The organism is Citrobacter sp. U14242 (genome assembly GCF_046555775.1).
Classification (GTDB): domain Bacteria; phylum Pseudomonadota; class Gammaproteobacteria; order Enterobacterales; family Enterobacteriaceae; genus Citrobacter.
Genome location: NZ_JBKGLW010000004.1, coordinates 88,597 through 111,976 on the forward strand (window position 1 = coordinate 88,597; position 23,380 = coordinate 111,976).

Genomic DNA, 23,380 nt, shown 5'->3' on the forward strand with positions numbered 1-23,380 from the left:
AAAAACGCTCATTGATCACAAAAAAGGCGCTATGCGCGCCCCCATCCAGCCACGATGATCAACATCCCACACAGTGCCACTAACGCGCCGGACCAGTCGTACAGGCTCAGCTTTACGCCATCTACAATGCGTAACCATAGCAATGCAGTCACCACATAGACGCCACCATACGCGGCATATACCCGCCCGCTCGCCGCCGGATGTAGCGTCAGCAACCAGACGAACAGAGCTAATGACACCCCAGCGGGAACCAGCAACCAGGCCGTCGCCCCACGCTTAAGCCAGAGCCAGGGTAAAAAGCAGCCAATGATTTCGCATAACGCGGTGACGAAAAAAAGTAATGTTGTCTTAAGCATTGAAGTTATTCAGTTACCTTCGGTTTAACCATGATACGACAGAATATGTCCAACGTATCCATATGCGCCCAGTGGGTATGCCCTGGCGCAGGAATAGTGTAGAATTTAACCCTGTTTTATCATTTTTTTCCCTTTCTCATTAAAGGAATTCGCCATGAAAATTACACTGACCAAACGCCTGTGCCTGACGGCCATGCTGACTCTGGCGGCGGCTGTGTACACCTCTTCCGCATTTGCTGAAACCAGTAAACTGGTCATAGAGTCCGGGGACAGTGCGCAAAGTCGTCAACGGGCTGCAATGGAAAAGGAACAATGGAACGATACGCGTCAGTTGCGTCAGAAAGTCAACAAGCGTGCAGAGAAAGAATGGGACAAAGCCGACGCTGCTTTTGATAGCCGTGATAAATGCGAACAAAGCGCTAACCTGAATGCGTACTGGGAGCCTAACACCCTGCGTTGTCTCGATCGTCGCACTGGCCGCGTCGTTGCCCCATAATCATTGTGCTCACCAGAAGATATTGAAAGGATACGATATGGCAAGCGCCCTCAGTGTAAAGCTGCGCCCGCTGGAGCGTGAAGATTTACGTTTCGTCCATCAGCTTGATAACAACGCCAGCGTCATGCGCTACTGGTTTGAAGAACCTTACGAAGCTTTTGTTGAGCTGTCAGACCTGTATGACAAACACATTCACGACCAAAGTGAACGCCGTTTTGTGGTCGAGTGTGACGGTGAGAAAGCCGGGCTGGTGGAGCTGGTTGAAATTAACCATGTGCACCGCCGCGCTGAATTTCAGATCATCATTTCCCCGGATTACCAGGGCAAAGGTCTGGCAACGCGCGCGGCAAAGCTGGCGATGGATTACGGTTTTACCGTGCTTAATTTATATAAGCTGTATCTGATCGTTGATAAAGAGAACGAAAAAGCAATTCACATCTACCGCAAACTTGGCTTTATGGTGGAAGGTGAACTGATTCATGAGTTCTTTATTAACGGCCAATACCGTAACACCATTCGCATGTGTATCTTCCAACAGCAATATCTGGCCGATCACAAAACACCGGGTTCCAACCTGTTACAACCTACCGCTCAGTAAAAACGGTTAGTAGTAATCAATGGTGTTTTCAATCGAGTAATGATGTTCAACTGCCGGCTTTACGCTTTCATCAACGATAACCAGCTGGCAGTTGACCGGATTAGCATACGAATCATACTCACAGGTTTGTTTGACGTTACCTAAAGGGTGATCGTTCAGCATGCTTACTGCTGTGTAATCCAGTTTTTTCAATGGATCACCTGACGGTTTAGCATCAACCTGCAGCGTATTGTCCTTACTGATGGTGGTTTTGCCAAGCGGGTAGCCTTCCGCGTCATACCGGTACTGCACCTTCATCTCTTTTCCCGTGGCGGACACAACAAAACCGTTATCGTCGGTATCCCACACTACGCCCGCAGAAGGCAGTTCCGCCAGTTGGCATTTCCCCTGTAAACGGATCCGTTTTTCCAGCGTTTCGGCGTCCCGATAGAAGTTCGCATCCAGCACTAATGCCATTCCCGTATTATTTTCGACATCATGCAATTCCAGCGTATCAAAACAGCCTTCCTGCGAGAGCGTACCTGTGACGCGCTTAGTCACTTCGCCTTTGTCATTGAGCAGTGTCTGACTAAAATCTTTCACCGGGCCACGTAGCGGATCAAAATCAAATTCATTGGAGAAGCTGGCCATTTCCGGCGTAAAGGAAACCAGCCCTTTGGCGTTATCACACCCAGCCAACACAATACACAGGAAACCTAACAGGGTCTGTTTCTTCACATTTTTCACCGGGATAAGAAGATAATTCTCAATCATATTAGCAAATACAGTTATTTACACCAGAAATGCTAATCTTAGTTTATGTCGATCACGAAAGGAGTTGATGATGAAATACATAATAGGAATTGCCGCGAGCTTATTACTGGTCGCTTCCCCGCAGATCCTCGCGGCGCCCGCGTCATGTGAGCGCGTGAAGAGTGATATCGAACAGCGCATTATTAATAATGGTGTCGCGGAATCCAGTTTCACGCTGAATATTGTTCCTAATGACCAGGCCGATCAGCCTGATTCACTGGTGGTTGGTCATTGTGCCAATGATACACACAAAATCCTCTATACCCGCACCAACAGCGGTAACGCTCCCGCGAACAGTAGTCCTTCTCAGGACGGTCATGTGGCTGAGCCGCAATAAATTTTTACCCTCCGTTCGCGGAGGGTCACTTCAGTTTGATATGCATTAAGATAGCGTACCCATAAGTGGGTAAACTCACTCTATTATTAGCATGCTATTAATTTCGTTATAGAAATTAATATATAGCGATAACTATAATGGAGTGAGTTATGTCGGAAACTGAGCAATATGGAGGCATCAGCCGCAGGACATTAGTGAAATCCTCGGCTATCGGTTCGCTGGCGCTTGCAGCGGGCGGGCTGTCGTTACCTTTCGGAATGCGCACCGCTGCCGCTGCGGTACAACAGGCGATACAACCCGCAGAAGAAAAAGTGGTTTGAGGCGCTTGTTCCGTGAACTGCGGCAGTCGTTGTTCCCTGCAGCTCCACGTCAAAGACGACGAAGTCGTCTGGGTGGAGTCCGACACGACCGGTGACGATACTTATGGTCAGCACCAGGTTCGCGCCTGTTTGCGTGGGCGCTCAATCCGTCGGAGGATCAATCATCCTGACCGCCTGAATTATCCAATGAAACGCGTGGGCAAACGCGGTGAAGGGAAATTCGAGCGTATAACCTGGCAGGAAGCACTGGATACCATCAGCGTCAGTTTGAAAAATACCGTGCACAAATACGGTAACGAGGCTGTGTACATCAACTACACCTCTGGCATTGTAGGCGGCAACATTACGCGCTCCTCCCCTTATGCCTCGCTGGTCGCCCGCCTGATGAACTGCTATGGCGGTTTCCTCAGTCATTACGGCACCTATAGCACCGCGCAGATCGCGGCGGCAATGCCTTACACCTACGGTTCAAATGACGGCAACAGCACCTCCGACATAGAAAACACGAAGCTGGTGGTGATGTTCGGTAATAATCCTGCCGAAACGCGCATGAGCGGCGGCGGAATAACGTACTTCCTGGAACAGGCCCGGGAGCGCTCTAATGCCCGCATGATCGTCATTGACCCACGTTATACCGATACCGCCGCGGGTCGTGAAGATGAGTGGATCCCTATTCGTCCGGGAACCGATGCTGCATTAGTGGCGGGAATCGCCTGGGTCCTGATAAACGAAGATCTTGTCGACCAGGCGTTCCTCAACAAATACTGCGTGGGTTATGACGAAAAAACGCTGCCCACCGACGCGCCGGCTAACGGGCACTATAAAGCCTATATTCTGGGCTATGGCGATGACGGTATAGCTAAGACCCCCCAATGGGCCTCGCATGTCACCGGGATCCCAGCCGAACGCATTATCAAACTGGCTCGGGAAATCGGCAGCACAAAACCGGCATATATTTGTCAGGGCTGGGGTCCACAACGTCAGGCAAACGGCGAGCTAACCTCACGTGCTATCGCCATGTTGCCAATTTTGACCGGCAACGTCGGCATCAACGGCGGCAATAGCGGCGCACGAGAATCAACCTACACCATCACGATTGAACGCATGCCGCTGCCGGACAATCCCATCAAGACCCAGATATCCTGCTTTAGCTGGACCGATGCCATTGCCCGTGGCCCGGAAATGACTGCAACCCGCGATGGCGTACGTGGGAAAGATAAGCTCGACGTGCCGATTAAATTTATCTGGAACTACGCGGGCAATACCATCACCAATCAGCACTCTGATATCAATAAAACGCATGAAATCCTTCAGGACGATACGAAATGCGAAATGATAGTGGTCATCGAAAACTTTATGACCTCTTCGGCCAAATATGCCGATATTCTGCTGCCCGATTTAATGACCGTTGAACAGGAAGATATCATTCCTAACGACTACGCAGGCAACATGGGGTATCTCATTTTTATTCAACCTGCGACGTCGCCTAAGTTCGAGCGTAAGCCGATCTACTGGATAATGAGTGAAGTTGCAAAACGTCTTGGCAACGATATCTATCAACGGTTTACAGAGGGACGGACCCAGGAACAGTGGCTCCAGTATTTGTATGCAAAAATGCTGGCTAAAGACCCCGCGCTCCCTTCTTATGACGAGCTGAAAAAAATGGGGATCTATAAACGCAAAGATCCTAACGGCCACTTTGTCGCCTACAAAAAATTCCGCGAGGATCCGCAGACCAATCCGCTCAAAACACCGTCAGGTAAGATTGAAATTTACTCCAGCCGACTGGCGAAAATTGCCAGCACCTGGGAGTTGCAAAAGGATGAAGTGATTAGCCCGCTTCCCGTTTACGCATCTACGTTTGAAGGGTGGGATGACCCGAAACGCAGTTCATTCCCGCTACAGCTGTTTGGTTTCCACTACAAATCCCGTACGCACTCCAGCTACGGCAATATTGATGTTCTCCAGGCATCCTGTCGTCAGGAAGTCTGGATAAATCCCGTCGATGCCCAAAAACGGGGAATTACAAATGGCGATATGGTACGGGTCTTTAACGATCGTGGTGAAGTGCGTATTCCGGCAAAAGTGACGCCACGGATCCTGCCCGGCGTAAGCGCCATGGGCCAGGGTGCATGGCATGATGCCGATATGACTGGCGATAAGATTGATCATGGCGCCTGCGTCAACACTCTGACGACTCAGCGTCCATCGCCGCTGGCAAAAGGCAATCCACAGCATACTAACCTGGTCGAGATCGAGAAGGTATAAGGACTAACCCATGACGACTCAATACGGATTTTTTATCGACTCCGCCCGTTGCACTGGTTGCAAAACTTGCGAACTGGCCTGCAAAGACTTCAAAAATTTAACGCCGGACGTCAGTTTCCGCCGTATTTACGAATACGCCGGCGGTGACTGGCAGGAAGATAACGGTGTCTGGCACCAGAACGTTTTTGCCTACTACCTCTCCATTGCGTGTAACCACTGTGAAGACCCGGCCTGTACCAAGGTTTGTCCAAGCGGCGCGATGCACAAACGCGAAGATGGTTTTGTGGTCGTGGATGAGGACGTGTGCATTGGCTGCCGCTATTGCCACATGGCCTGCCCGTATGGCGCACCGCAATACAATGCCGCCAAAGGACACATGACCAAGTGCGATGGCTGTCATGAACGCGTTGCTGAGGGTAAGAAACCCATCTGCGTCGAATCCTGCCCGCTACGTGCACTGGACTTCGGCCCGATAGAGGAACTGCGTAAAAAACACGGTACCCTGGCTGCGGTTGCGCCGTTACCTGGCGCGCACTTTACCAAACCGAGCATCGTCATCAAACCCAATGCCAATAGCCGCCCGACCGGGGATACCACGGGTTATCTGGCTAATCCGAAGGAGGTCTAAAATGGGAAGTGGATGGCATGAATGGCCGCTGGTACTGTTCACGGTTCTGGGCCAATGTGTGGCAGGCGCGCTAATCGTCAGTGGGCTGGGTTGGTTTACCGCCAAAGATGATGTTATAAGGCAGCGCATTGTTCGCAGTATGTTTTTTCTTTGGCTGGTAATGGGCATCGCATTCCTGGCCTCGGTTATGCATTTGGGGTCTCCGTTACGCGCATTTAACTCGCTGAACAGAATCGGTGAGTCAGCGCTAAGTAATGAAATTGCCAGCGGTTCGCTGTTTTTTGCCGTCGGTGGTTTATGGTGGCTGGTCGCTTTTCTCGGTAAAATGCCCGCTGCATTAGGTAAAATATGGCTGCTGGTAAGCATACTGCTGGGCGTGGTGTTTGTCTGGGCGATGACCAACGTTTACCAGATAGATACCGTACCGACCTGGCATAATGGTTACACTACGGTGGCCTTTTTCATGACCATGCTTCTGAGCGGGCCACTCTTTGCCGCCCTGCTACTGCGTGCTGCTGGTGTTTCTTTTAATGCCAACGTGTTCGCGGGGATCAGTGTGCTGGCGTTGCTGGTTAGTGCGGGTGTGATTGTCCTGCAGGGGCTTTCCCTCGGCACCATCCACAGTTCGGTGCAATTCGCCAATGCACTGGTACCTGACTACGGCCGCTTACAGGTGTGGCGCATCGTCTTACTGGCCGCTGGTCTGGGGTGCTGGATATGCCCGCTTATCCGCCGTAAAGACCCGCATGCTGCTGGGCTGGCGTTAGGTTTAATTTTAGTCCTGGCCGGTGAAATCATTGGTCGTGGTTTGTTTTATGGTTTGCATATGACAGTCGGAATGGCTGTTGCAGGTTAACTCTCGGGTGCGGGGCAACCCGCACTGTTCAGGATTGTTTGCATGACCCATTTTTCACAACGTGACAACTTTTCAACCGCTGCGCGCGTTCTGGGCGCCTTGTTCTACTATGCGCCAGATAGCGCTGAAGCATCTGCGATGGTCAGTGCGTTAAAAGCTGATGGCTGGCAAGCACAGTGGCCGCTGCCGGAAGCTACGTTGTCGCCACTGGCTGCGCTGATGCAGACGGATAGCGATGAAACGCTCCCGCAAGCCTGGCAACGTTTATTTATCGGTCCCTACGCATTGCCATCCCCGCCCTGGGGTTCGGTCTGGCTGGATCGCGAAAACGTGTTATTTGGTGAATCCACTCTGGCGTTACGTCAATGGATGCGCGGCAACGGCATTCAGATTGCACTGCAACAGAATGAGCCAGAAGATCACTTTGGTTCGTTGTTACTGCTGACTGCCTGGCTTGCCGAAAATGGCCGTCACACCGAATGTGAGCAATTGCTGGCCTGGCATCTACTGCCATGGTCGGCTCGCTTCCTCGACGTTTTTATCGAGAAGGCGGACCATCCGTTCTACCAGGCGTTGGGTAAACTGGCACGCCTGACGCTGGCACAATGGCAGTCACAGTTATTAGTTCCGGTGGCAAATAAACCATTGTTCCGTTAATTTCGCCCATGGGCAGGATGTTCCCTGCCCATTTACCGCTGGGTTTCGCACGCTGAGCTTTTGCTTCTGCTGCAAATTACCCGCAAAATAGGCCGTCTGAATTTTCCTGTCTGGCAACCCATGCATCGTTTACATGCTTATCCTGACCTGCGTACCCTGTTTCGGCGTCTACTGTTCGCCGCACTGATTGGTATCCTTGCAGCCCTGGCCGTTGCCGGATTTCGTCATGCGATGCAATTGCTTGAGTGGCTGCTCCTGAGTAACGATACGGGAAGCCTGGTCAACGCCGCGACAAATCTGCCGCCGTTCAGACGCATGCTGACACCTGCGCTCGGTGGCCTGGCGGCTGGGCTTTTGCTCTGGGGCTGGCAAAAATTTAATCGTTTACGCCCACAGGCCCCCACAGATTATATGGAAGCCCTGCAGACTGACGGACAGTTCGACGTCAGCGCAAGTCTGGTGAAATCACTGGCCTCTTTGATCGTTGTGGCAAGCGGCAGCGCCATTGGTCGTGAAGGCGCAATGATTTTATTGGCAGCACTGGCGGCCTCATGCTTCGCGCAACGCTTCACACCGCGTTCAGAATGGAAATTATGGATTGCCTGCGGGGCGGCTGCAGGTATGGCTGGTGCGTATCACGCTCCGTTGGCAGGTAGCTTATTTATTGCCGAAGTGCTGTTTGGCACGTTGATCCTCGCCTCATTAGGACCGGTGGTTGTCTCCGCCGTCGTCGCATTGTTAACAACCAATGCGCTTAGCGACAGCAACGCGCTGCTGTATACCGTTCATCTGACACGGGAACTGCATGTGCTGGAATACGTGATGATTATCAGCACTGGCCTGTTAGCTGGTCTCTGCGGACCTCTTTTTATGTGGCTTATGACCACCAGCCACAACGGTTTTTTGCGCTTAAAACTCGCACCACCAGGCCAGTTAGCCCTTGGCGGTCTGATGGTTGGCCTGTTGTCGCTACTTACTCCTGCGGTCTGGGGCAACGGCTACAGCGTGGTACAGTCGTATCTACTCTCTCCACCTTTGCTCGCCGTCATCAGTGGAATTTTCATCTGCAAGTTACTGGCCGTACTCGCCAGTAGCGGGTCAGGGGCACCCGGCGGCGTGTTTACACCAACACTGTTCGTCGGTTTATCGATCGGTATGTTGCTGGGTCGGGTATGGGGATTCTGGCTTCCGGATACGGATGAAATTGCGGTACTGTTGGGCTTAACAGGAATGGCTACACTGCTGGCGGCGACTACCCATGCCCCCATTATGTCGACATTGATGGTCTGTGAAATGACCGGGGAGTATCGACTGCTCCCCGGCCTGTTGATTGCTTGCGTCGTGGCGTCAGTACTGTCGCGAACGTTACGCCATGACTCTATCTACAGACAACACGCTGCCGAGCATTGACAGACGAATGTACTGAGAAAGCTCGCGCTGCTCTGCACGTGGCAAATAAGGCAATTCACCTATCAACGGTGCCGGTAATTTTTTGCTTAGCACGTCGATGATTTCAGCATAATGCGCCAATCCCGGGTTAATACGGTTTGCTATCCAGCCAATCAACGGCAGCCCATCACTGGCAATCGCCTGTGCGGTAAGAATGGCATGGTTAATACAGCCTTCCTGAATACCCACCACCATCAGAACCGGGAGTTGCTCCTGTACCACCCACTCCGATAACGGACGCAGATCGTTCATCAGACTACGCCAGCCACCTGTGCCCTCAACAACAACGTGATCAACCTTCTCACTCAGGCTTGCAAGTCCATTAGATAACAAGGTGTAGTTAACCGGACCGCTATGTGCCACGCTACTTTCGTCTTCGCTCAGCGCGATAGGGTTAACCGCCTCGTACGGCAGTTCGATGGATGACACGCTTTGCAGTACCAGCGCATCTTTATTGCGCATACCTTCCGGTGTCTCTTTGCTGCCTTTGGCGACGGGTTTGTAACCCGCCACACTTTTACCCCCTGACGCTAACGCTTGTAGTAATGCGCGGGAAACCACGGTCTTCCCAACAGAAGTGTCTGTACCTGTAATAAAGAAACGCTTCAGCATCACTAACTCCACCGTATGCTATGAAAATATAAGTCAGGAAAATAAAACAGTGGAGAAAGTCTAAGGTATGACGGCCAGAACCAGCTTGAGATAGCGCAATTTTTCGTACAACAGTTAAAAAATGTTAACCCTGTAATAGACGAATCAACAAAGAACCGTTATACATCGCGTCCTTAACGAGGGCAGCCCCCGCCATCGTTCCCTGATTAGAGAATTGCGTACTTTCGACAACAATGTGCTGGCTGTAGGCCGGAAGCGACTGTTGACGAATGCTGTCAGCAATGGTCGGGAACAAAATGTCAGCGGCTTTACTGAGGGGAGATCCTATCAATATCTTTTGCGGGTTGAACAAATTCACCATGATGGCCAGGATACGACCGACATGTGTTCCAACGCCGCTAATAATATCTTTCGCCAATAAATCGCCCTGCATGGCCGCTTGACACAGTGCGTCTACCGTTAACGGTTGTCCGTGCAGAGAGGAGCTCATTGACTGCTTCAATCGCACTTGCGCCAGTTCCAGCACGCTGTCGACGCTGGCGATCGTTTCCAGACACCCATGGTTACCGCAGTAGCAACGTTTGCCGTAAGGGTCCACCTGCGTATGACCTATTTCAACCAGGCTACTGCTGCCTGCATGCAGTAAATGACCATCAGTGATCACCCCTGCACCCACGTTGTGATCGATGACCACCTGAATAACATCACGCGCCCCGCGTGATGCACCGAACAGCGCTTCTGCCATGGTCCAGGCGCTGATATCGTGCTGAATGTACACCGGCACGCCGGTATGCCGCTCCAGCGTTTCGCCCAGCGGCATCTCTTTGACGTCATCATAGAACGGCATACGATGTACGATACCGTTCTCTGTATCAATAATGCCGGGTAAGGTAATCGCGATAGAGGTCAAACGCTCAAGTTTTTGCTGGTGACGGATAAAAAACTGATCGACTTGCGCAACAACCCGTTCCAGTAACGGCGTCTCGCTGACCAGCGCCATTTCAAGACAATCCTCGACCACCAGTTTGCTGCTCAGATCGCGCAGCGCCAGGAAAATCTCGCCACGACTGATACGAATAGACAGGTAATGCCAGGCTTCTGTTTCAACCACCAGCCCTACAGCCGGACGTCCACGGTTACCGGCTTCTTTTATTTCCAGTTCCTGCACCAAATGCGCTTCAAGCATTTCTCGGACAATTTTGGTAATACTGGCAGGCGCCAATTGTGCCAGGCGAGAGAGATCAATACGCGATACCGGTCCCAGCTGATCAATCAGACGATAAACCGCGCCCGCATTGGTCTGCTTAATTTGATCGATATGCCCAGGCTGACTATCAGCAACCACCACTTACTCCCTTTATTTTCGCGCTCCGAAATAATCTGTAGACTATGGTGAAGCACTTCAATGGTTTCCGTCAACTTTTTACTTAGCCTTGTGATTTACTGCACATTTTCGACCATTTTTAAACTAAATTAACCGCGCTGCACCGCGGCTAAAAGCTGTTGGCGAAAACGTTGCGCTGCGTGGCTTTGTTCATGATGCTTCGGCCACACCAACCACATTTCGGAGACCGCATCGTCTTCCGCAATGGGGATCCAACACATTTCATACAATTGCACCCGTTTAAAAGAGGCTGGCAAAATGGAAACCCCCAATCCTGCGGCCACCAGTCCAATGATGGTCATCGCCTCACCGACTTCCTGGGCGATGGTTGGCTTCAGATCATAACGGCGCATCAGGCCAAGAATATCGTCATACAACCCCGTTCCAACATGCGGATCAAAAAAGACAAACGGCTCGTTTGCCAGCTCCGCCAGCGTAACCACTGGTTTTTGCGCCAGAGAATGTGCACGTGGGATCATCGCCATCAGCGGCTCATGCAAAATGACCTCCCGCGCCAGCGTGTCCGGAAGTTGCGTATTGCGCAGGAGCCCTAAATCCAGTGTTCCCTCGTTGAGCGGGGCAATTTGCTCGCGCGTATTCATTTCACGGGTTTGCATATGCACCGCAGGATAGCATTGGCGAAAAAGAGACAATGTATCGGACACAGCCTTAATAAACGGGGCTGATGACGTAAAACCGATACGCAGTTCCCCCGACTCTCCCAGGTGTAATCGCTCGGCACGGGCGGCAGCCTCATTTACCAGCCCCAGGATCTGCCGACTGTCCGCCAGAAACTGTTTTCCGGCAGCGGTAAGCGCCACACTGCGGTTAGTCCGCGCCAGTAGCCGTGCACCAACCTGCTGTTCGAGGATCTGGATCTGCTGACTCAGCGGCGGTTGCGAAATATTCAGTCGTGCCGCTGCACGACCAAAATGCAACTCTTCCGCAACTGCCACAAAGTAACGTAGGTGACGCAGTTCAATATTCATACTTTTAAAATATTATTTGAGATTATTAATATATTAGACAGAATATTGTGATTTTCATACTCTTAAAGCTGGTCCTGTAGACCCAATGGATTTCACGTCGCAGTACGTGGCTTGAAAAACGCAGGGTATAGATGCAAATGATTGAGCAAGGATTTTAAGTGAGCCGTACAACTACTGTCGATACCGCCCCGGCGAGCGATGTTGATGAACAGATAGTCACTCCGCCGGATGGTTTTATTAAACGCGGTACATCCCCTTTTATGCGCGTCACGCTGGCGCTTTTTTCTGCCGGACTGGCGACATTTGCCCTTCTCTATTGCGTACAGCCCATACTGCCCGTGTTGTCGCATGAGTTTGGCGTATCGCCTGCCAGCAGTAGTATTTCGCTTTCTGTCTCAACGGCCATGTTGGCGATCGGCTTACTGTTTACCGGCCCACTTTCCGATGCCATAGGCCGTAAACCGGTGATGGTCACCGCGTTGCTGCTGGCCTCCTGCTGTACGTTGCTTTCTACAATGATGACCAGCTGGCACGGTATTTTAATCATGCGCGCGCTGATTGGACTGTCACTGAGCGGCGTGGCGGCCGTGGGAATGACCTATTTGAGTGAGGAAATTCACCCGAGTTTTGTTGCCTTTTCAATGGGCTTATACATCAGCGGGAACTCGATTGGTGGTATGAGTGGTCGTTTGATTAGCGGCGTGTTTACCGACTTTTTCAACTGGCGAATCGCGCTGGCGGCGATTGGCTGCTTTGCCCTTGCCTCCGCGCTAATGTTCTGGAAGATCTTACCGGAATCACGGCACTTCAGACCGACATCGTTACGGCCTAAAACGCTGTTTATCAACTTCCGTTTGCACTGGCGTGACAGAGGACTTCCGCTGTTGTTCGCAGAAGGATTCTTGCTGATGGGTTCGTTTGTCACTCTGTTTAATTACATCGGCTACCGTCTGATGCTCTCTCCGTGGGAACTCAGCCAGGCGGTGGTCGGTTTGTTGTCCGTGGCTTATCTTACCGGCACCTGGAGCTCACCCAAAGCCGGTTCCATGACCACCCGTTATGGACGCGGCCCGGTAATGTTGTTCTCGACAGGCGTGATGTTGTTCGGGCTAATAATGACCCTGTTTACCTCGTTATGGCTGATTTTTGCCGGTATGTTGCTTTTTTCAGCCGGCTTTTTTGCGGCGCATTCCGTGGCAAGTAGTTGGATCGGGCCGCGAGCCAAACGCGCGAAAGGCCAGGCCTCTTCACTGTACCTGTTCAGCTATTACCTGGGCTCAAGCATTGCCGGTACATTAGGGGGTGTTTTCTGGCATAGCTATGGCTGGAACGGCGTGGGCGGGTTTATCGCACTGATGCTGGTGCTGGCGCTATTGGTTGGTGCCCGTTTGCACCATCGTCTGCACGCATAATCAATGATGCCCGAAAAACCGGGCATCATAAACACTTCACGGTAACATAAACGTCTGGGCGCTAATTTGCAGGGCAATTACCGTACCGTTCATCAAAATATGTAGCATCATCGGCATCAGTAAACCGTTACTTTTCAGCCTCGCGAGGATCAAAACCTGGGACACAATAAACAACATCAATAGCGTTCTCAGATCCACATACTGTGTATGCATCACGGCGAAAATAGCCGACACCATAACGGACGACAATCCGGTTTTATTATTGAACCAGTACTGAAAGGCATTAAACAGGCAGCCCCTGAAGATGATTTCTTCATACACGGGTGCAATAAATATCAGCGTGACACTGGATAACCAGAGCGCGTAGCTGTTCAGTGAGACCTGACTTGTCACCCATTCTTCGGTCTTTCTGATCCCCAGTACCCAGGGCAGGACGAGTTGCACAATCAGCAGCGCAACAAACAATATGGCAAACCACCGGGCGTTGAATGTTCCTTTTCCCAGACCGTCTCTTTTTCTAAAGAAAACGTAATACAACGGCACCAGGACGACGAATTCCAGTATAAACAGCAGCGGGAAAAGTAGCCCTTTGGCAAGCAGAGCCTGGCTTGCGGGGAAAAATAACGGGGTGAACGTGAGGCTAAACATCAGCAAAAACATTGAAAAACAGCCAGCAACCGCTTTGGTTCTGACGAGATACAGGTTGCCGGCATCCTGTGACATACGATCTCCTTACGCTTATCAAAGATAAGTTGATGAATTATCAATATACGATAAAAATTCTCATTATCACTGACAACCTACCAATTTTTACGCCATGTCCAGGGTTACAATGCCAGAAAGCGTTATAAACCCTGTACGCCGGAACATCATGGTCAGCGACTCAGTGAAGAATCCATCAGCGGCAACGAAAAACGGAAGCAGGCCCCTGCCGTTGAATTAACCAGGCTGATATCTCCCCCATGCAGTTCGAGCATTCTGCGCACAATCAGTAAGCCCAGTCCGCCTCGCTCAGCCCGCTGCTCACGGGGAATTAACGCGGTCGGGCGCTGAAATAATACTTCTCGTACAGCCTCTTCTACCCCCGGCCCGTTGTCCTGCACTTCAGCTAACAAGCGGTCTGCATCACGCCAGACTTTTAGCCGCACTTCGCCCCCGTCAGGTGTATGGCGGATAGCGTTATCCAGCAAATTCGTCACAACTCTTTCCATCATCGATAAATCAGCATTCACCAACGGTAGTGGCCCCATTACGTCAAGGTGCAACTGTAAATGACGCGTGGCAACAGGGAGATCAAACTTCTGCGCCACATCCTGGATTAGCTCGCCAATAGCAAATCGTTCACGCTGCGGTTTTATACCGCCATGCTCAAGCCTTGCCAGCTCAAACAGCTGTTGTGACAGATGGCGAACCTTATGTCCCTGGCGCAGCGCGATGCCAAGATAATGTCGGTTTTCCTCCGGCGTCATTGTATCGGCTTTCAGCGACAGCATTTCCAGATACCCCAGCAGTGAAGTCAGCGGTGTACGTAAATCGTGCGATATATTGGCTATAAACTCTCTGCGCTGACGATCGCTGTCAGCCAATAGATCCCACTGCTGTGCAATTTTCTGCGCTAACTCGATAAACGCATTGTTCAGCAACGCTATTTCATTCGCCGGGGCCGGTTCGGGATTTTTTTGCGCCAGCTGTTTGATGACGCTAATGCTGTCCTGCTCCAGCTTGACCACCTGACCAGTTAGCCTTTTCACCGGGTTCGTCACCCATCGCCACACCAGTCCCCCCGCGATTGCACCGGCTAATAAAACCAGTATTAACGTCCAGGCAACGGTATTCCAGAGCGTTTTTTGCCAGGCTGTATTCGCCAACATATTCACGTCTTCGCCCTGCAGAATGATGTACAAATAGCCATGCAGCTCACCATTAAATAAGACTGGCGCGGCGCTGAATACTTTTTGCTGGCTGCTGCGCGGATCGTTGCCGTATACGGGAAGTTCGTCCGAATTAAGGAAAACCTGGATCGGCTGTACGCTAATTTTCTGGCGTTGAATATGTCCAGGCGGAGCGGCATCGGCGAGTATTTCACCTGACGGTGAAACCAGATACAGCTCCACGCTTGGGTTGAGCGTCATCAGGTGATTAAAAAGTCCTTTTAACGTCTGGCGATTCACCTGCCCACGGGCATCAATAAGCGACTCACTTTTGACAATCTTGCTCGCCAGTTCCAGCGAGAGCCTTTGCACCATGGCGTCGCCATACTGTTTACTGCTGCGGATCTGGACAACGCTGACGGCAACCGCGCAAATCAGCATAATGGCGGTAAAAACAAGGGTCAGACGCTGGCTCAGCGACAGGCGATAAATCATGGCTGATGCTCCGCGTTAACCGCAGCAAGCTTATAGCCTCGTCCCCAAACCGTGAGAATAATTTCCGGCTCCGCAGCATCTTTTTCAATTTTGGTCCGCAGGCGATTGATATGACTGTTCACCGTATGCTCATACCCTTCATGCTGGTAACCCCACACCTGATCTAACAGCGCCTGACGCGAAAAGACCTCCCCTGGATGACGGGCAAAAAAATAGAGCAGATCGAATTCACGCGGCGTTAAATCGAGGGATGTACCATGCTGGCGGACTTCCCGGGCTAAGGGATCAATCTGCACGCCATGGACGGTAATAATCCCCGCCTCCACACGCAAATTCTGACTCATAGCCGCCTGACGGCGAAACAGTGCCTTCACCCGAGCCATCAATTCCAGCACCGAGAAAGGTTTGGCTAAATAATCATCGGCCCCCATTTCCAGTCCTAATACGCGGTGAGTTTCACTGGTGCGGGCGCTGATAATGATGACAGGGAGATAGAAACTCATTTGACGAATGCGACGACAAATCTCCAGACCGTCCACGCCCGGCAGCATCAAATCGAGGATAACAGCATCCCAGACGTGCTTCTCAAGTTGCTCAAGCGCTCGTGCTCCATCAGCCTCATGAATAATTTCGTACCCCTCATCCTTCAGGCTCAGTTGCAAAAGTGCGGCAATATCACTGTCATCTTCCACCAAAAATATCTTTTTTGCGCCTGCCATCGGTGTCATCCCCCCTCTCGTCGTGCTGAAAGCTTACCTCAGGCAAGGGGCGGAAGTTATCACAAAATTTTTAACTTTTCGTGAGGATCCTGGGATACGCAGGCGCGCAGTATGTTGTTATCGACACCTCAGGCATCAACAGGGAAACGCCGCTTTGTTTTCCCTAACATGAAAATAAAAAGGAAACGTTATGCAGAAAAAACGTCCACTTCGGGAAGCTGATGTTACAGCCGAGTCAGTCTTTTTTATGCAACGACGACAGATCCTCAAAGCCCTTGGGATAGGCGCGGCGGCGGCGTCGTTGCCTGCCCCGACACAGGCCAGTTTGTTGAATTGGTTTAAAGGCAACGATCGTCCGCCTGCACCGGCGGGCAAAACGCTCGAGTTCATAAAGCCTGAGCGCTGGCAAAACAATCTGTCCCTGACGCCGGAAGATAAGGTGACGGGCTACAACAATTTCTATGAATTTGGTCTGGATAAAGCCGATCCAGCCGCCAATGGCGGTAGCCTGAAAACCGATCCCTGGACGTTGACCATCAGCGGTGAGGTGAACAAACCTTTAACGTTGGATCATGATGCGCTGACCACGCGTTTTCCATTAGAAGAGCGTATTTACCGGATGCGTTGCGTTGAGGCCTGGTCGATGGTTATACCGTGGGTGGGTTTTCCTTTGCATAAATTATTAGCTCTGGTTGAGCCAACCAGTCACGCCAAATACGTCGCCTTTGAAACTCGCTACGCCCCTGATGAAATGCCCGGCCAGAAAGATCGCTTCATTGGCGGAGGGTTGAAATATCCTTATGTTGAAGGTCTGCGTTTGGATGAGGCTATGCACCCGCTAACACTGCTAACCGTGGGCGTGTATGGCAAAGCTTTGCCACCGCAAAACGGGGCGCCGATACGCCTGACCGTCCCCTGGAAGTACGGCTTCAAGGGCATTAAATCGATAGTCAGTATTAAGCTGACGCGCGAGCAGCCGCCGACGACCTGGAATATGTCAGCGCCGAACGAATACGGTTTTTACGCCAATGTAAATCCACAGGTCGATCACCCTCGTTGGTCTCAGGCCACGGAGCGTTTTATCGGTTCGGGTGGCATTCTTGATGTACAGCGACAGCCCACGTTGCCTTTTAATGGTTATGCCGATGAGGTGGCTTCTTTATATCAGGGCATGGATTTACGGGAGTATTTTTAAGTGAGGCTAACCGCAAAACAGATAACCAGCCTGAAAGGGTTGTTGCATCTCGCCGGTTTTTTACCCCTGCTATGGCTCTTCTGGGCCGCACAGCATGGTGGGTTAGGTGCCGATCCGGGAAAAGATATCCAGCACTTTACAGGCATTACCGCGCTGAAGTTTTTGCTGGCTACCCTGCTGATATCGCCGCTTGCGCGCTATGCAAAGCAGCCTTTGTTGTTTCGCACCCGGCGGTTGTTAGGTTTATGGTGTTTTGCATGGGCCACGCTGCATTTGACCAGCTATGCGTTGCTGGAGCTGGGTATACAAAATCCAGGATTGTTAGGACGTGAACTGGTTTCGCGCCCATGGTTAACGCTGGGCATGACGGGTTGGGCTATCTTACTCCTGCTGACGCTAACCTCCACACAAGTCGCGCAACGTAAAATGGGCAAACGCTGGCAAACGTTGCACAACTACGTCTATCTGGCCGCTATTTTGCTACCGCTGCATTACCTGTGGTCGGTAAAAGTGTTATCACCGCTCCCCATTATCTACGCCATTTGTTTTGTCGTGCTGCTGGCTTTTCGCTATAAAAAGCTGTTACGGAAAACCAGTTATAAAGGTGTGTTTATGAAAAGTGAATGAATCACGATAAACTTCTCACTACACCTAAGCAGAACGAGAACAAAAAATGAGTAACAATGATAATTACCATCAACTCACCCGCACGTTCCAGCGCCTCTCTCGCTTCTCCCACCTCTCGGCAATCGCCAGTTGGGACATGTTTACCATGATGCCGCCTGGCGGTAGCAAAGCCCGGGGTGAAGCGCTGGCTGAACTGAGCGTGCTTGAACATCAACTGTTAACCGATGCCAATGTGGCAAAGTGGATCGCCGCCGCACAGCAGGAAGACCTGAACGATGTCGAGCAGGCCAATCTGCGCGAAATGTCACGGCTACATCATCAAGCGTCCTTGCTACCCGAATCACTGGTAGAAGCGAAATCACTGGCAGGCAGTCGTTGCGAACATGCCTGGCGCAGCCAACGCCCAGCCAATGACTGGGAAGGGTTTGCTGAAAACCTGAAAGAGGTGGTTAAGTACAGCCGCGAAGAAGCCCAACTGCGTGCAGAAGCGAAAGGATGTTCGCCCTACGACGCATTGCTGGATGTCTTTGAACCAGAGATGACCAGCGCCCGGCTGGATATTCTCTTTGCCGATATCAAAAGCTGGCTACCCGAATTGCTCAATAAGGTGGTGGCCAAACAATCGCAACTATCGCTTATCGCCCCCACAGGCCCCTTCCCGACTGCAGTTCAGCGTGAGCTGGGTCTTGAAACCATGGCGCAGTTAGGTTTTGATTTTACCGCAGGACGGCTGGACATCAGTGCACATCCGTTCTGTGGCGGCGTACCAGAAGATGTTCGGATTACCACCCGCTATGATGAAAACGAACTGCTCAGCGCGTTATTTGGCGTCATTCATGAGACAGGTCATGCGCGTTATGAGCAAAATCTGCCGCGTAACTGGTCAGGACAACCTATTGCCCTGGCACGATCGACCGCCATCCATGAGTCTCAGAGCCTGTTCTTTGAAATGCAATTAGGCCGTAGCCCGGCGTTTCTGAAACGGTTAATTCCCGCAGTAACACGGCATTTTGGCGATCAACCCGCCTTTGAGGAAAGCAATTTCATCGCCTGGAACCAGCAGGTCAAACCGGGCTTTATCCGCGTTGACGCTGACGAGGTTAGCTATCCTGCTCACGTGATCCTGCGTTATGAAATCGAGCGCGCGTTGATTAACGGCGACATTGAGGTCGATGATATTCCTGCCTTGTGGAATGAAAAAATGCAGGCCTGGTTAGGGCTCTCTACGATCGGGAACTATCGTAATGGATGTATGCAGGATATCCACTGGACCGATGGCGGTTTTGGTTACTTCCCTTCGTACACATTGGGGGCGATGTATGCAGCACAGCTTTTCAGTGCGGCTAACCGCGCATTGCCAGACTTAAACCACGCCATTGCGCAAGGAAACTTCAGCGCCTTGTTTGACTGGTTGCGCCAGAATATCTGGCAACATGGCAGTCGTTTCACGACCGAGCAGCTCATTACCCAGGCAACCGGAGAATCGCTGAGCAGCCGCTATTTCCGCGCCCATCTGGAAGCCCGCTATCTGTAATCATATACCGTGAGTCATTGTACAAACGGTTACACGCCGAAACCAATGACTCACGGAAGCCCAGAGATTACAGCGATATAGTTATTTCAACGGCCCCGCAGTGGGGTTGAATGAAAAACCAAATCGAGGGTATGAGAATGAAAAAAGTATTAGCTCTGGTTGTTGCCGCTGCTATGGGTCTGTCCTCCGCTGCATTTGCTGCTGAAACAACTGCTACTACCGCTCCGACTGCTGCTGCGACCACAAAAGCCGCACCGGCAAAAACCACTCATCATAAAAAACAACACAAAGCAGCTCCGCAGAAAGCACAGGCTGCCAAAAAGCACGCTAAAAAATCCGCAGCTAAACCGGCTGTAGAACAAAAAGCGCCAGAGCAGAAAGCTCAGGCTGCGAAGAAACACACCAAAAAAGCAGCAACCAAACCAGCCGCAGAGCAGAAAGCTCAGGCCGCTAAAAAACACACCAAAAAAGCAGTAAAACACGAAACCGCTAAACCCGCTGCTCAACCGGCTGCATAAAACATCTGTAGTAACCATGGCGTCCCCCATGCCATAGCATACGGCGCTAAATCAGTCTGATTTAGCGCCGCCTTTCGGAGGGTAAAATGGTGTCACATTACCGCTTTGAGTTCATTCTTATTACCCTGATAATTTGCGCGCTTATCGCCATGCATTTTTATCTTTCCTGAGTGTAGTTATCTGATTTTACTCCCACTTTCCCGCCGTCCCGTCTATAGTATTAACTGAGGGTTTGCTGTTAATAATCATAATTCCCCACCAGAGTGTGATATGCATAAAACCATTGCGGTATTACTGGGTTCAATTTGTCTATTTCCTGTCGTTGCACATGCGGAGCAGCCTGAAACGACCATTGCTGAAGCCGATAACATAAAAACGCTGTTTTTTGGTCATGACGATCGTGTGAGGGTGACTGACCCAACGCAATCACCGTGGGACGCTATCGGGCAACTGGAAACCGCCAGCGGCAACCTGTGTACGGCTACGCTCATTTCACCTCACCTGGCCCTGACCGCCGGGCACTGCTTACTCACCCCACCGAAAGGCAAGCCGGATAAAGCCGTCGCGCTTCGTTTTGTGTCGAAAAAGGGGATCTGGCGTTATGAAATCCACGGCATTGAAGGACGGGTTGATCCCTCTCTCGGCAAGCGTCTAAAAGCAGAGGGTGACGGCTGGATTGTCCCCCCTTCTGCGGCACCGTGGGATTTTGGTCTGGTGGTGTTACGTTATCCCCCCTCCGGGATCGCGCCGCTACCGTTATTTGACGGTGATAAAGCCGCGTTAACCGCTGCGCTAAAAGCTGCTGACCGTAAAGTGACTCAGTCGGGGTACCCGGAAGATCACCTGGATGACCTGTACACGCATCAGGATTGCGTGGTAACTGGCTGGGCGCAAAATACTGTCTTGTCGCATCAGTGCGATACGCTCCCTGGCGACAGCGGCTCCCCATTGATGTTAAAGACAGATTCAGGCTGGCAATTGATTGGTGTGCAAAGCTCCGCTCCAGCAGCAAAAGATCGCTGGCGGGCAGATAATCGCGCCATTTCTGTGACGGGTTTTCGCGATAAACTCGAAGCACTGGCGAAAGGATGACACATGCTGCCCACGTTTGCGGGCAGCACGAAGATTAGGCAAGTTTGATCATTATCATTCCGGCCAGAAGCAGTGCGACGCCAATCCAGCCTTTGTTATTCAGGCGCTGACCAAAAAGCACCCATCCTGCGGCTAACGTTGCGGCGATCCCGAATCCTCCCCACAGCGCGTAGGCGACAGAAAGGTCGATCCCTTTTACCGCCTGGGACAGCGCACTAAAGGCCGCTAACACCGCCACCAGCGACAACACGCCATAAGCCTTACGGCGGAAACCATCGGAAAATTTTAAGAAGACGTTAGCGACGATTTCAAGAACGATGGCCATTCCAAGCCAGGCGCCGTGAACCCACTCAAACTGCTGCATGGATCACCTCCCTCCTCGCTTTTGCCGGCTTGCGTGTACCCGATTTGATCAACACAATGCCTAACACCAGCGAGACCAGTCCAGCAACTTTCATCGTGGATAAGGTTTCGTCGAATAACAGCACGCTAAACAGCGTAATAAATAAAATTCCGATACCTTCCCATAAGGCATAGGCCACACCAAGGGCGATTTTTTTAACGGCAAAACTAAGAAAAATATACGATAAGGCGATCATTACCAGCATTAAAATAAAGCCCGCATTACCATGGCCTACACTTGCCCATTTCATTGACAGCGTACCGGTAATTTCAGCCACAATGGCCAGACCTAATAATATCCAGTAAAACATGATGCTTCTCCTGCTTGAGAATATAGTCCTTTGGGCCTACTGCACGCAGTAAACCAAAAAATAGAATCAGATAGCTCAGCGCATAACGCCAGCTCAGGCAGCAGAAAGGACTAAAGCGCGTTGCGCCAGTGTTGCTCACCCGCAAGCAAGAAAGTAGAAGAGGTACGAAGAAGTGTAGGTAAACGCAAAAACATCCTGAACGTATTGTCCATAATATTACAATTATCCGCAGTGTTGCTTCTCATCATCGCGGATGATAATTGTCCTCGGTAGTTAAACACAGATGATTTGTATCATAGGTTCAATGCGAACTCAAAATCTTTTCACTTCTTTACCCGGCTCGTTTGATTTTTGTTATAACGGCTCGAGGCGGATCACATTATTATATTGATAAAAAATTCAGGGATTCACATGGCAAAACCGATCATCACGCTTAACGGCTTAAAAATAGTTATTATGCTCGGCATGTTAGTTATCATTCTAACCGGTATCCGATTTGCTGCCGATATCATCGTACCGTTTATTCTGGCGTTATTTATCGCCGTCGTACTCAATCCTGTAGTACAACGCATGGCTAAGCTCCGCATACCGCGTGTATTCGCCGTATCATTGCTGGTTGTTATTATTGTCATGCTAATGGTGCTGCTTCTGGCTTATTTAGGTACATCCTTAAATGAACTTGCGCGTACACTACCGCAATATCGTTCGTCATTGGTTATCCCACTGAAAAATATCGAACCGTGGCTACAACGTGCGGGGATCGGTGTTTCCGTAGACGAGTTGGTGAAATATGTCGATCCAAACGCTGCGATGACGTTGGTCACCAATTTATTGACGCAACTCTCTAATGCGATGTCCTCGATATTCCTATTGTTGCTGACCGTGGTTTTTATGCTGCTGGAAGTACCGCAACTCCCCAGCAAACTTAAACAAATGATGAGCCGGCCGCTTGAAGGAATGGCCGCGATCCAACGCGCTATCGACAGTGTCTCACACTATCTGGTACTAAAAACCGCCATCAGTATCGTCACCGGTCTGGTCGCCTGGGGCATGCTTGCCGCACTGGATGTCCGCTTCGCGTTTGTCTGGGGACTACTGGCCTTTGCCCTGAACTATATTCCTAACATCGGTTCGGTGCTGGCAGCAATTCCCCCTATTGCTCAGGTACTGGTATTCAGTGGTTTTTACGACGCATTGCTCGTGCTGGCAGGTTATCTTGTGATTAACCTGGTATTCGGCAATATCCTCGAACCCCGCATCATGGGGCGTGGGCTGGGACTTTCTACGCTGGTGGTATTCCTGTCGCTGATTTTTTGGGGCTGGCTGCTCGGCCCCGTTGGAATGCTGCTTTCAGTACCGCTGACCATCATCGCAAAGATTGCCCTTGAGCAAACAAATGGCGGTCAAAGCATTGCCGTCCTGCTGAGCGATCTTAACAAAGAATAAGTGTATGCCCCGCTAT

The 23,380-nt window shown here is 51.1% G+C and carries 24 protein-coding genes and 1 pseudogene; 15 read left to right on the plus strand and 10 right to left on the minus strand.

Annotated features, from left to right (window positions below; translation table 11 throughout):
• Window positions 1–29: 29 nt before the first annotated feature.
• Window positions 30–356, minus strand: a complete 327-nt coding sequence (locus tag ACLJXE_RS07505) for a YnfA family protein (RefSeq protein WP_005121149.1) — start codon at window positions 354–356, stop codon at window positions 30–32.
• A 154-nt stretch (window positions 357–510) separates the two neighbouring features.
• Between ACLJXE_RS07505 and ACLJXE_RS07510 the strand changes: the two genes are divergently transcribed.
• Both ACLJXE_RS07510 and speG read left to right on the plus strand, forming a co-directional pair.
• Window positions 511–852: a DUF1283 family protein gene (locus tag ACLJXE_RS07510; protein WP_410750529.1), complete on the plus strand. Its 342-nt coding sequence runs from the start codon at window positions 511–513 to the stop codon at window positions 850–852.
• A 37-nt stretch (window positions 853–889) separates the two neighbouring features.
• The gene (speG, locus tag ACLJXE_RS07515; protein ID WP_101743063.1) at window positions 890–1,450 is read left to right on the plus strand and encodes a spermidine N1-acetyltransferase; all 561 of its coding nucleotides are present in this window, start codon (window positions 890–892) and stop codon (window positions 1,448–1,450) included.
• 6 nt (window positions 1,451–1,456) lie between these two features.
• On the opposite strand, the gene ACLJXE_RS07520 is transcribed toward speG, so the two are convergent.
• Complete coding sequence (locus ACLJXE_RS07520) at window positions 1,457–2,167, minus strand: YnfC family lipoprotein (RefSeq protein WP_410750530.1); 711 nt, start codon at window positions 2,165–2,167, stop codon at window positions 1,457–1,459.
• A gap of 103 nt (window positions 2,168–2,270) precedes the next feature.
• Here ACLJXE_RS07520 and ACLJXE_RS07525 point away from each other — a divergent pair, with 103 nt between their 5' ends.
• The 6 genes and pseudogenes from ACLJXE_RS07525 to clcB all read left to right on the plus strand — a co-directional run bounded on the left by ACLJXE_RS07525 (window position 2,271) and on the right by clcB (window position 8,718).
• Complete coding sequence (locus tag ACLJXE_RS07525) at window positions 2,271–2,579, plus strand: DUF1161 domain-containing protein (protein WP_410750531.1); 309 nt, start codon at window positions 2,271–2,273, stop codon at window positions 2,577–2,579.
• A gap of 149 nt (window positions 2,580–2,728) precedes the next feature.
• Window positions 2,729–5,167, plus strand: a pseudogene (gene ynfE / locus ACLJXE_RS07530) (selenate/tellurate reductase subunit YnfE).
• 10 nt (window positions 5,168–5,177) lie between these two features.
• Window positions 5,178–5,795, plus strand: coding sequence for a DMSO/selenate family reductase complex B subunit (locus ACLJXE_RS07535; protein WP_048211714.1), 618 nt, complete (start codon window positions 5,178–5,180; stop codon window positions 5,793–5,795).
• Between the two features lies 1 nt (window position 5,796).
• Window positions 5,797–6,651, plus strand: a complete 855-nt coding sequence (locus tag ACLJXE_RS07540; RefSeq protein ID WP_410750532.1) for a dimethyl sulfoxide reductase anchor subunit family protein — start codon at window positions 5,797–5,799, stop codon at window positions 6,649–6,651.
• 42 nt (window positions 6,652–6,693) lie between these two features.
• Window positions 6,694–7,308 carry a Tat proofreading chaperone DmsD gene (dmsD, locus tag ACLJXE_RS07545; protein WP_410750533.1) on the plus strand — a complete coding sequence of 205 codons (615 nt, stop codon included), beginning with the start codon at window positions 6,694–6,696 and terminating at the stop codon, window positions 7,306–7,308.
• Window positions 7,309–7,428: 120 nt separating this feature from the next.
• Window positions 7,429–8,718, plus strand: a complete 1,290-nt coding sequence (gene clcB, locus ACLJXE_RS07550; protein ID WP_410750534.1) for a voltage-gated ClC-type chloride channel ClcB — start codon at window positions 7,429–7,431, stop codon at window positions 8,716–8,718.
• Here the strand turns inward: clcB and bioD are convergent.
• The 3 genes from bioD to ACLJXE_RS07565 form a co-directional block, all read right to left on the minus strand.
• On the minus strand, window positions 8,674–9,369 hold the full coding sequence (bioD, locus tag ACLJXE_RS07555) for a dethiobiotin synthase (protein WP_410750535.1): 696 nt from the start codon (window positions 9,367–9,369) through the stop codon (window positions 8,674–8,676). The genes clcB and bioD overlap by 45 nt on opposite strands.
• 124 nt (window positions 9,370–9,493) lie before the next feature.
• Window positions 9,494–10,714 carry a sugar metabolism global transcriptional regulator Mlc gene (gene mlc / locus ACLJXE_RS07560; RefSeq protein ID WP_286630315.1) on the minus strand — a complete coding sequence of 407 codons (1,221 nt, stop codon included), beginning with the start codon at window positions 10,712–10,714 and terminating at the stop codon, window positions 9,494–9,496.
• A gap of 128 nt (window positions 10,715–10,842) precedes the next feature.
• Window positions 10,843–11,742, minus strand: coding sequence for a LysR family transcriptional regulator (locus tag ACLJXE_RS07565; protein WP_286630316.1), 900 nt, complete (start codon window positions 11,740–11,742; stop codon window positions 10,843–10,845).
• Window positions 11,743–11,900: 158 nt separating this feature from the next.
• Between ACLJXE_RS07565 and ACLJXE_RS07570 the strand changes: the two genes are divergently transcribed.
• Entirely contained in the window at window positions 11,901–13,154 is a 1,254-nt protein-coding gene (locus tag ACLJXE_RS07570) for an MFS transporter (RefSeq protein WP_286630317.1), read from the plus strand.
• Between the two features lie 36 nt (window positions 13,155–13,190).
• On the opposite strand, the gene ACLJXE_RS07575 is transcribed toward ACLJXE_RS07570, so the two are convergent.
• The 3 genes from ACLJXE_RS07575 to ACLJXE_RS07585 form a co-directional block, all read right to left on the minus strand.
• Window positions 13,191–13,877, minus strand: a complete 687-nt coding sequence (locus ACLJXE_RS07575) for a CPBP family intramembrane glutamic endopeptidase (RefSeq protein WP_410750536.1) — start codon at window positions 13,875–13,877, stop codon at window positions 13,191–13,193.
• Window positions 13,878–14,029: 152 nt separating this feature from the next.
• Window positions 14,030–15,520: a sensor histidine kinase gene (locus ACLJXE_RS07580; protein WP_410750537.1), complete on the minus strand. Its 1,491-nt coding sequence runs from the start codon at window positions 15,518–15,520 to the stop codon at window positions 14,030–14,032.
• On the minus strand, window positions 15,517–16,239 hold the full coding sequence (locus ACLJXE_RS07585) for a response regulator transcription factor (protein ID WP_286630320.1): 723 nt from the start codon (window positions 16,237–16,239) through the stop codon (window positions 15,517–15,519). Before ACLJXE_RS07585 ends, ACLJXE_RS07580 begins: the two co-directional genes overlap by 4 nt.
• A gap of 190 nt (window positions 16,240–16,429) precedes the next feature.
• Between ACLJXE_RS07585 and msrP the strand changes: the two genes are divergently transcribed.
• The 5 genes from msrP to ACLJXE_RS07610 all read left to right on the plus strand — a co-directional run bounded on the left by msrP (window position 16,430) and on the right by ACLJXE_RS07610 (window position 21,205).
• Window positions 16,430–17,434 carry a protein-methionine-sulfoxide reductase catalytic subunit MsrP gene (gene msrP / locus ACLJXE_RS07590; RefSeq protein WP_286630321.1) on the plus strand — a complete coding sequence of 335 codons (1,005 nt, stop codon included), beginning with the start codon at window positions 16,430–16,432 and terminating at the stop codon, window positions 17,432–17,434.
• Entirely contained in the window at window positions 17,435–18,061 is a 627-nt protein-coding gene (gene msrQ / locus ACLJXE_RS07595) for a protein-methionine-sulfoxide reductase heme-binding subunit MsrQ (RefSeq protein WP_286630322.1), read from the plus strand.
• Between the two features lie 46 nt (window positions 18,062–18,107).
• A complete protein-coding gene (locus tag ACLJXE_RS07600; RefSeq protein ID WP_410750538.1) occupies window positions 18,108–19,595 on the plus strand; it encodes a carboxypeptidase M32 in 1,488 nt (495 codons plus the stop codon).
• A gap of 137 nt (window positions 19,596–19,732) precedes the next feature.
• Entirely contained in the window at window positions 19,733–20,113 is a 381-nt protein-coding gene (asr, locus tag ACLJXE_RS07605) for an acid resistance repetitive basic protein Asr (RefSeq protein WP_271455396.1), read from the plus strand.
• Between the two features lie 270 nt (window positions 20,114–20,383).
• Window positions 20,384–21,205 (plus strand): trypsin-like serine peptidase, encoded by an 822-nt coding sequence (locus tag ACLJXE_RS07610; RefSeq protein ID WP_410750539.1) that lies wholly within the window; start codon window positions 20,384–20,386, stop codon window positions 21,203–21,205.
• A 34-nt stretch (window positions 21,206–21,239) separates the two neighbouring features.
• On the opposite strand, the gene mdtI is transcribed toward ACLJXE_RS07610, so the two are convergent.
• Both mdtI and mdtJ read right to left on the minus strand, forming a co-directional pair.
• A complete protein-coding gene (mdtI, locus tag ACLJXE_RS07615; RefSeq protein WP_040233868.1) occupies window positions 21,240–21,569 on the minus strand; it encodes a multidrug/spermidine efflux SMR transporter subunit MdtI in 330 nt (109 codons plus the stop codon).
• Entirely contained in the window at window positions 21,556–21,918 is a 363-nt protein-coding gene (gene mdtJ / locus ACLJXE_RS07620; RefSeq protein WP_286630325.1) for a multidrug/spermidine efflux SMR transporter subunit MdtJ, read from the minus strand. Before mdtJ ends, mdtI begins: the two co-directional genes overlap by 14 nt.
• 411 nt (window positions 21,919–22,329) lie before the next feature.
• Between mdtJ and ACLJXE_RS07625 the strand changes: the two genes are divergently transcribed.
• Window positions 22,330–23,364, plus strand: coding sequence for an AI-2E family transporter (locus ACLJXE_RS07625; protein WP_410750540.1), 1,035 nt, complete (start codon window positions 22,330–22,332; stop codon window positions 23,362–23,364).
• Window positions 23,365–23,380 lie beyond the last annotated feature (16 nt).

Excerpts from the sequence above, each read along its gene's own strand:
- ACLJXE_RS07505 (WP_005121149.1), bottom strand. The coding sequence starts at position 356 with ATGCTTAAGACAACATTACTTTTTTTCGTCACCGCGTTATGCGAAATC.
- ACLJXE_RS07510 (WP_410750529.1), top strand. The coding sequence starts at position 511 with ATGAAAATTACACTGACCAAACGCCTGTGCCTGACGGCCATGCTGACT.
- speG (WP_101743063.1), top strand. The coding sequence starts at position 890 with ATGGCAAGCGCCCTCAGTGTAAAGCTGCGCCCGCTGGAGCGTGAAGAT.
- ACLJXE_RS07525 (WP_410750531.1), top strand. The coding sequence starts at position 2,271 with ATGATGAAATACATAATAGGAATTGCCGCGAGCTTATTACTGGTCGCT.
- ACLJXE_RS07535 (WP_048211714.1), top strand. The coding sequence starts at position 5,178 with ATGACGACTCAATACGGATTTTTTATCGACTCCGCCCGTTGCACTGGT.
- ACLJXE_RS07540 (WP_410750532.1), top strand. The coding sequence starts at position 5,797 with ATGGGAAGTGGATGGCATGAATGGCCGCTGGTACTGTTCACGGTTCTG.
- dmsD (WP_410750533.1), top strand. The coding sequence starts at position 6,694 with ATGACCCATTTTTCACAACGTGACAACTTTTCAACCGCTGCGCGCGTT.
- clcB (WP_410750534.1), top strand. The coding sequence starts at position 7,429 with ATGCATCGTTTACATGCTTATCCTGACCTGCGTACCCTGTTTCGGCGT.
- bioD (WP_410750535.1), bottom strand. The coding sequence starts at position 9,369 with ATGCTGAAGCGTTTCTTTATTACAGGTACAGACACTTCTGTTGGGAAG.
- ACLJXE_RS07565 (WP_286630316.1), bottom strand. The coding sequence starts at position 11,742 with ATGAATATTGAACTGCGTCACCTACGTTACTTTGTGGCAGTTGCGGAA.
- ACLJXE_RS07575 (WP_410750536.1), bottom strand. The coding sequence starts at position 13,877 with ATGTCACAGGATGCCGGCAACCTGTATCTCGTCAGAACCAAAGCGGTT.
- ACLJXE_RS07580 (WP_410750537.1), bottom strand. The coding sequence starts at position 15,520 with ATGATTTATCGCCTGTCGCTGAGCCAGCGTCTGACCCTTGTTTTTACC.
- ACLJXE_RS07585 (WP_286630320.1), bottom strand. The coding sequence starts at position 16,239 with ATGGCAGGCGCAAAAAAGATATTTTTGGTGGAAGATGACAGTGATATT.
- msrP (WP_286630321.1), top strand. The coding sequence starts at position 16,430 with ATGCAGAAAAAACGTCCACTTCGGGAAGCTGATGTTACAGCCGAGTCA.
- ACLJXE_RS07600 (WP_410750538.1), top strand. The coding sequence starts at position 18,108 with ATGAGTAACAATGATAATTACCATCAACTCACCCGCACGTTCCAGCGC.
- asr (WP_271455396.1), top strand. The coding sequence starts at position 19,733 with ATGAAAAAAGTATTAGCTCTGGTTGTTGCCGCTGCTATGGGTCTGTCC.
- ACLJXE_RS07610 (WP_410750539.1), top strand. The coding sequence starts at position 20,384 with ATGCATAAAACCATTGCGGTATTACTGGGTTCAATTTGTCTATTTCCT.
- mdtI (WP_040233868.1), bottom strand. The coding sequence starts at position 21,569 with ATGCAGCAGTTTGAGTGGGTTCACGGCGCCTGGCTTGGAATGGCCATC.
- mdtJ (WP_286630325.1), bottom strand. The coding sequence starts at position 21,918 with ATGTTTTACTGGATATTATTAGGTCTGGCCATTGTGGCTGAAATTACC.
- ACLJXE_RS07625 (WP_410750540.1), top strand. The coding sequence starts at position 22,330 with ATGGCAAAACCGATCATCACGCTTAACGGCTTAAAAATAGTTATTATG.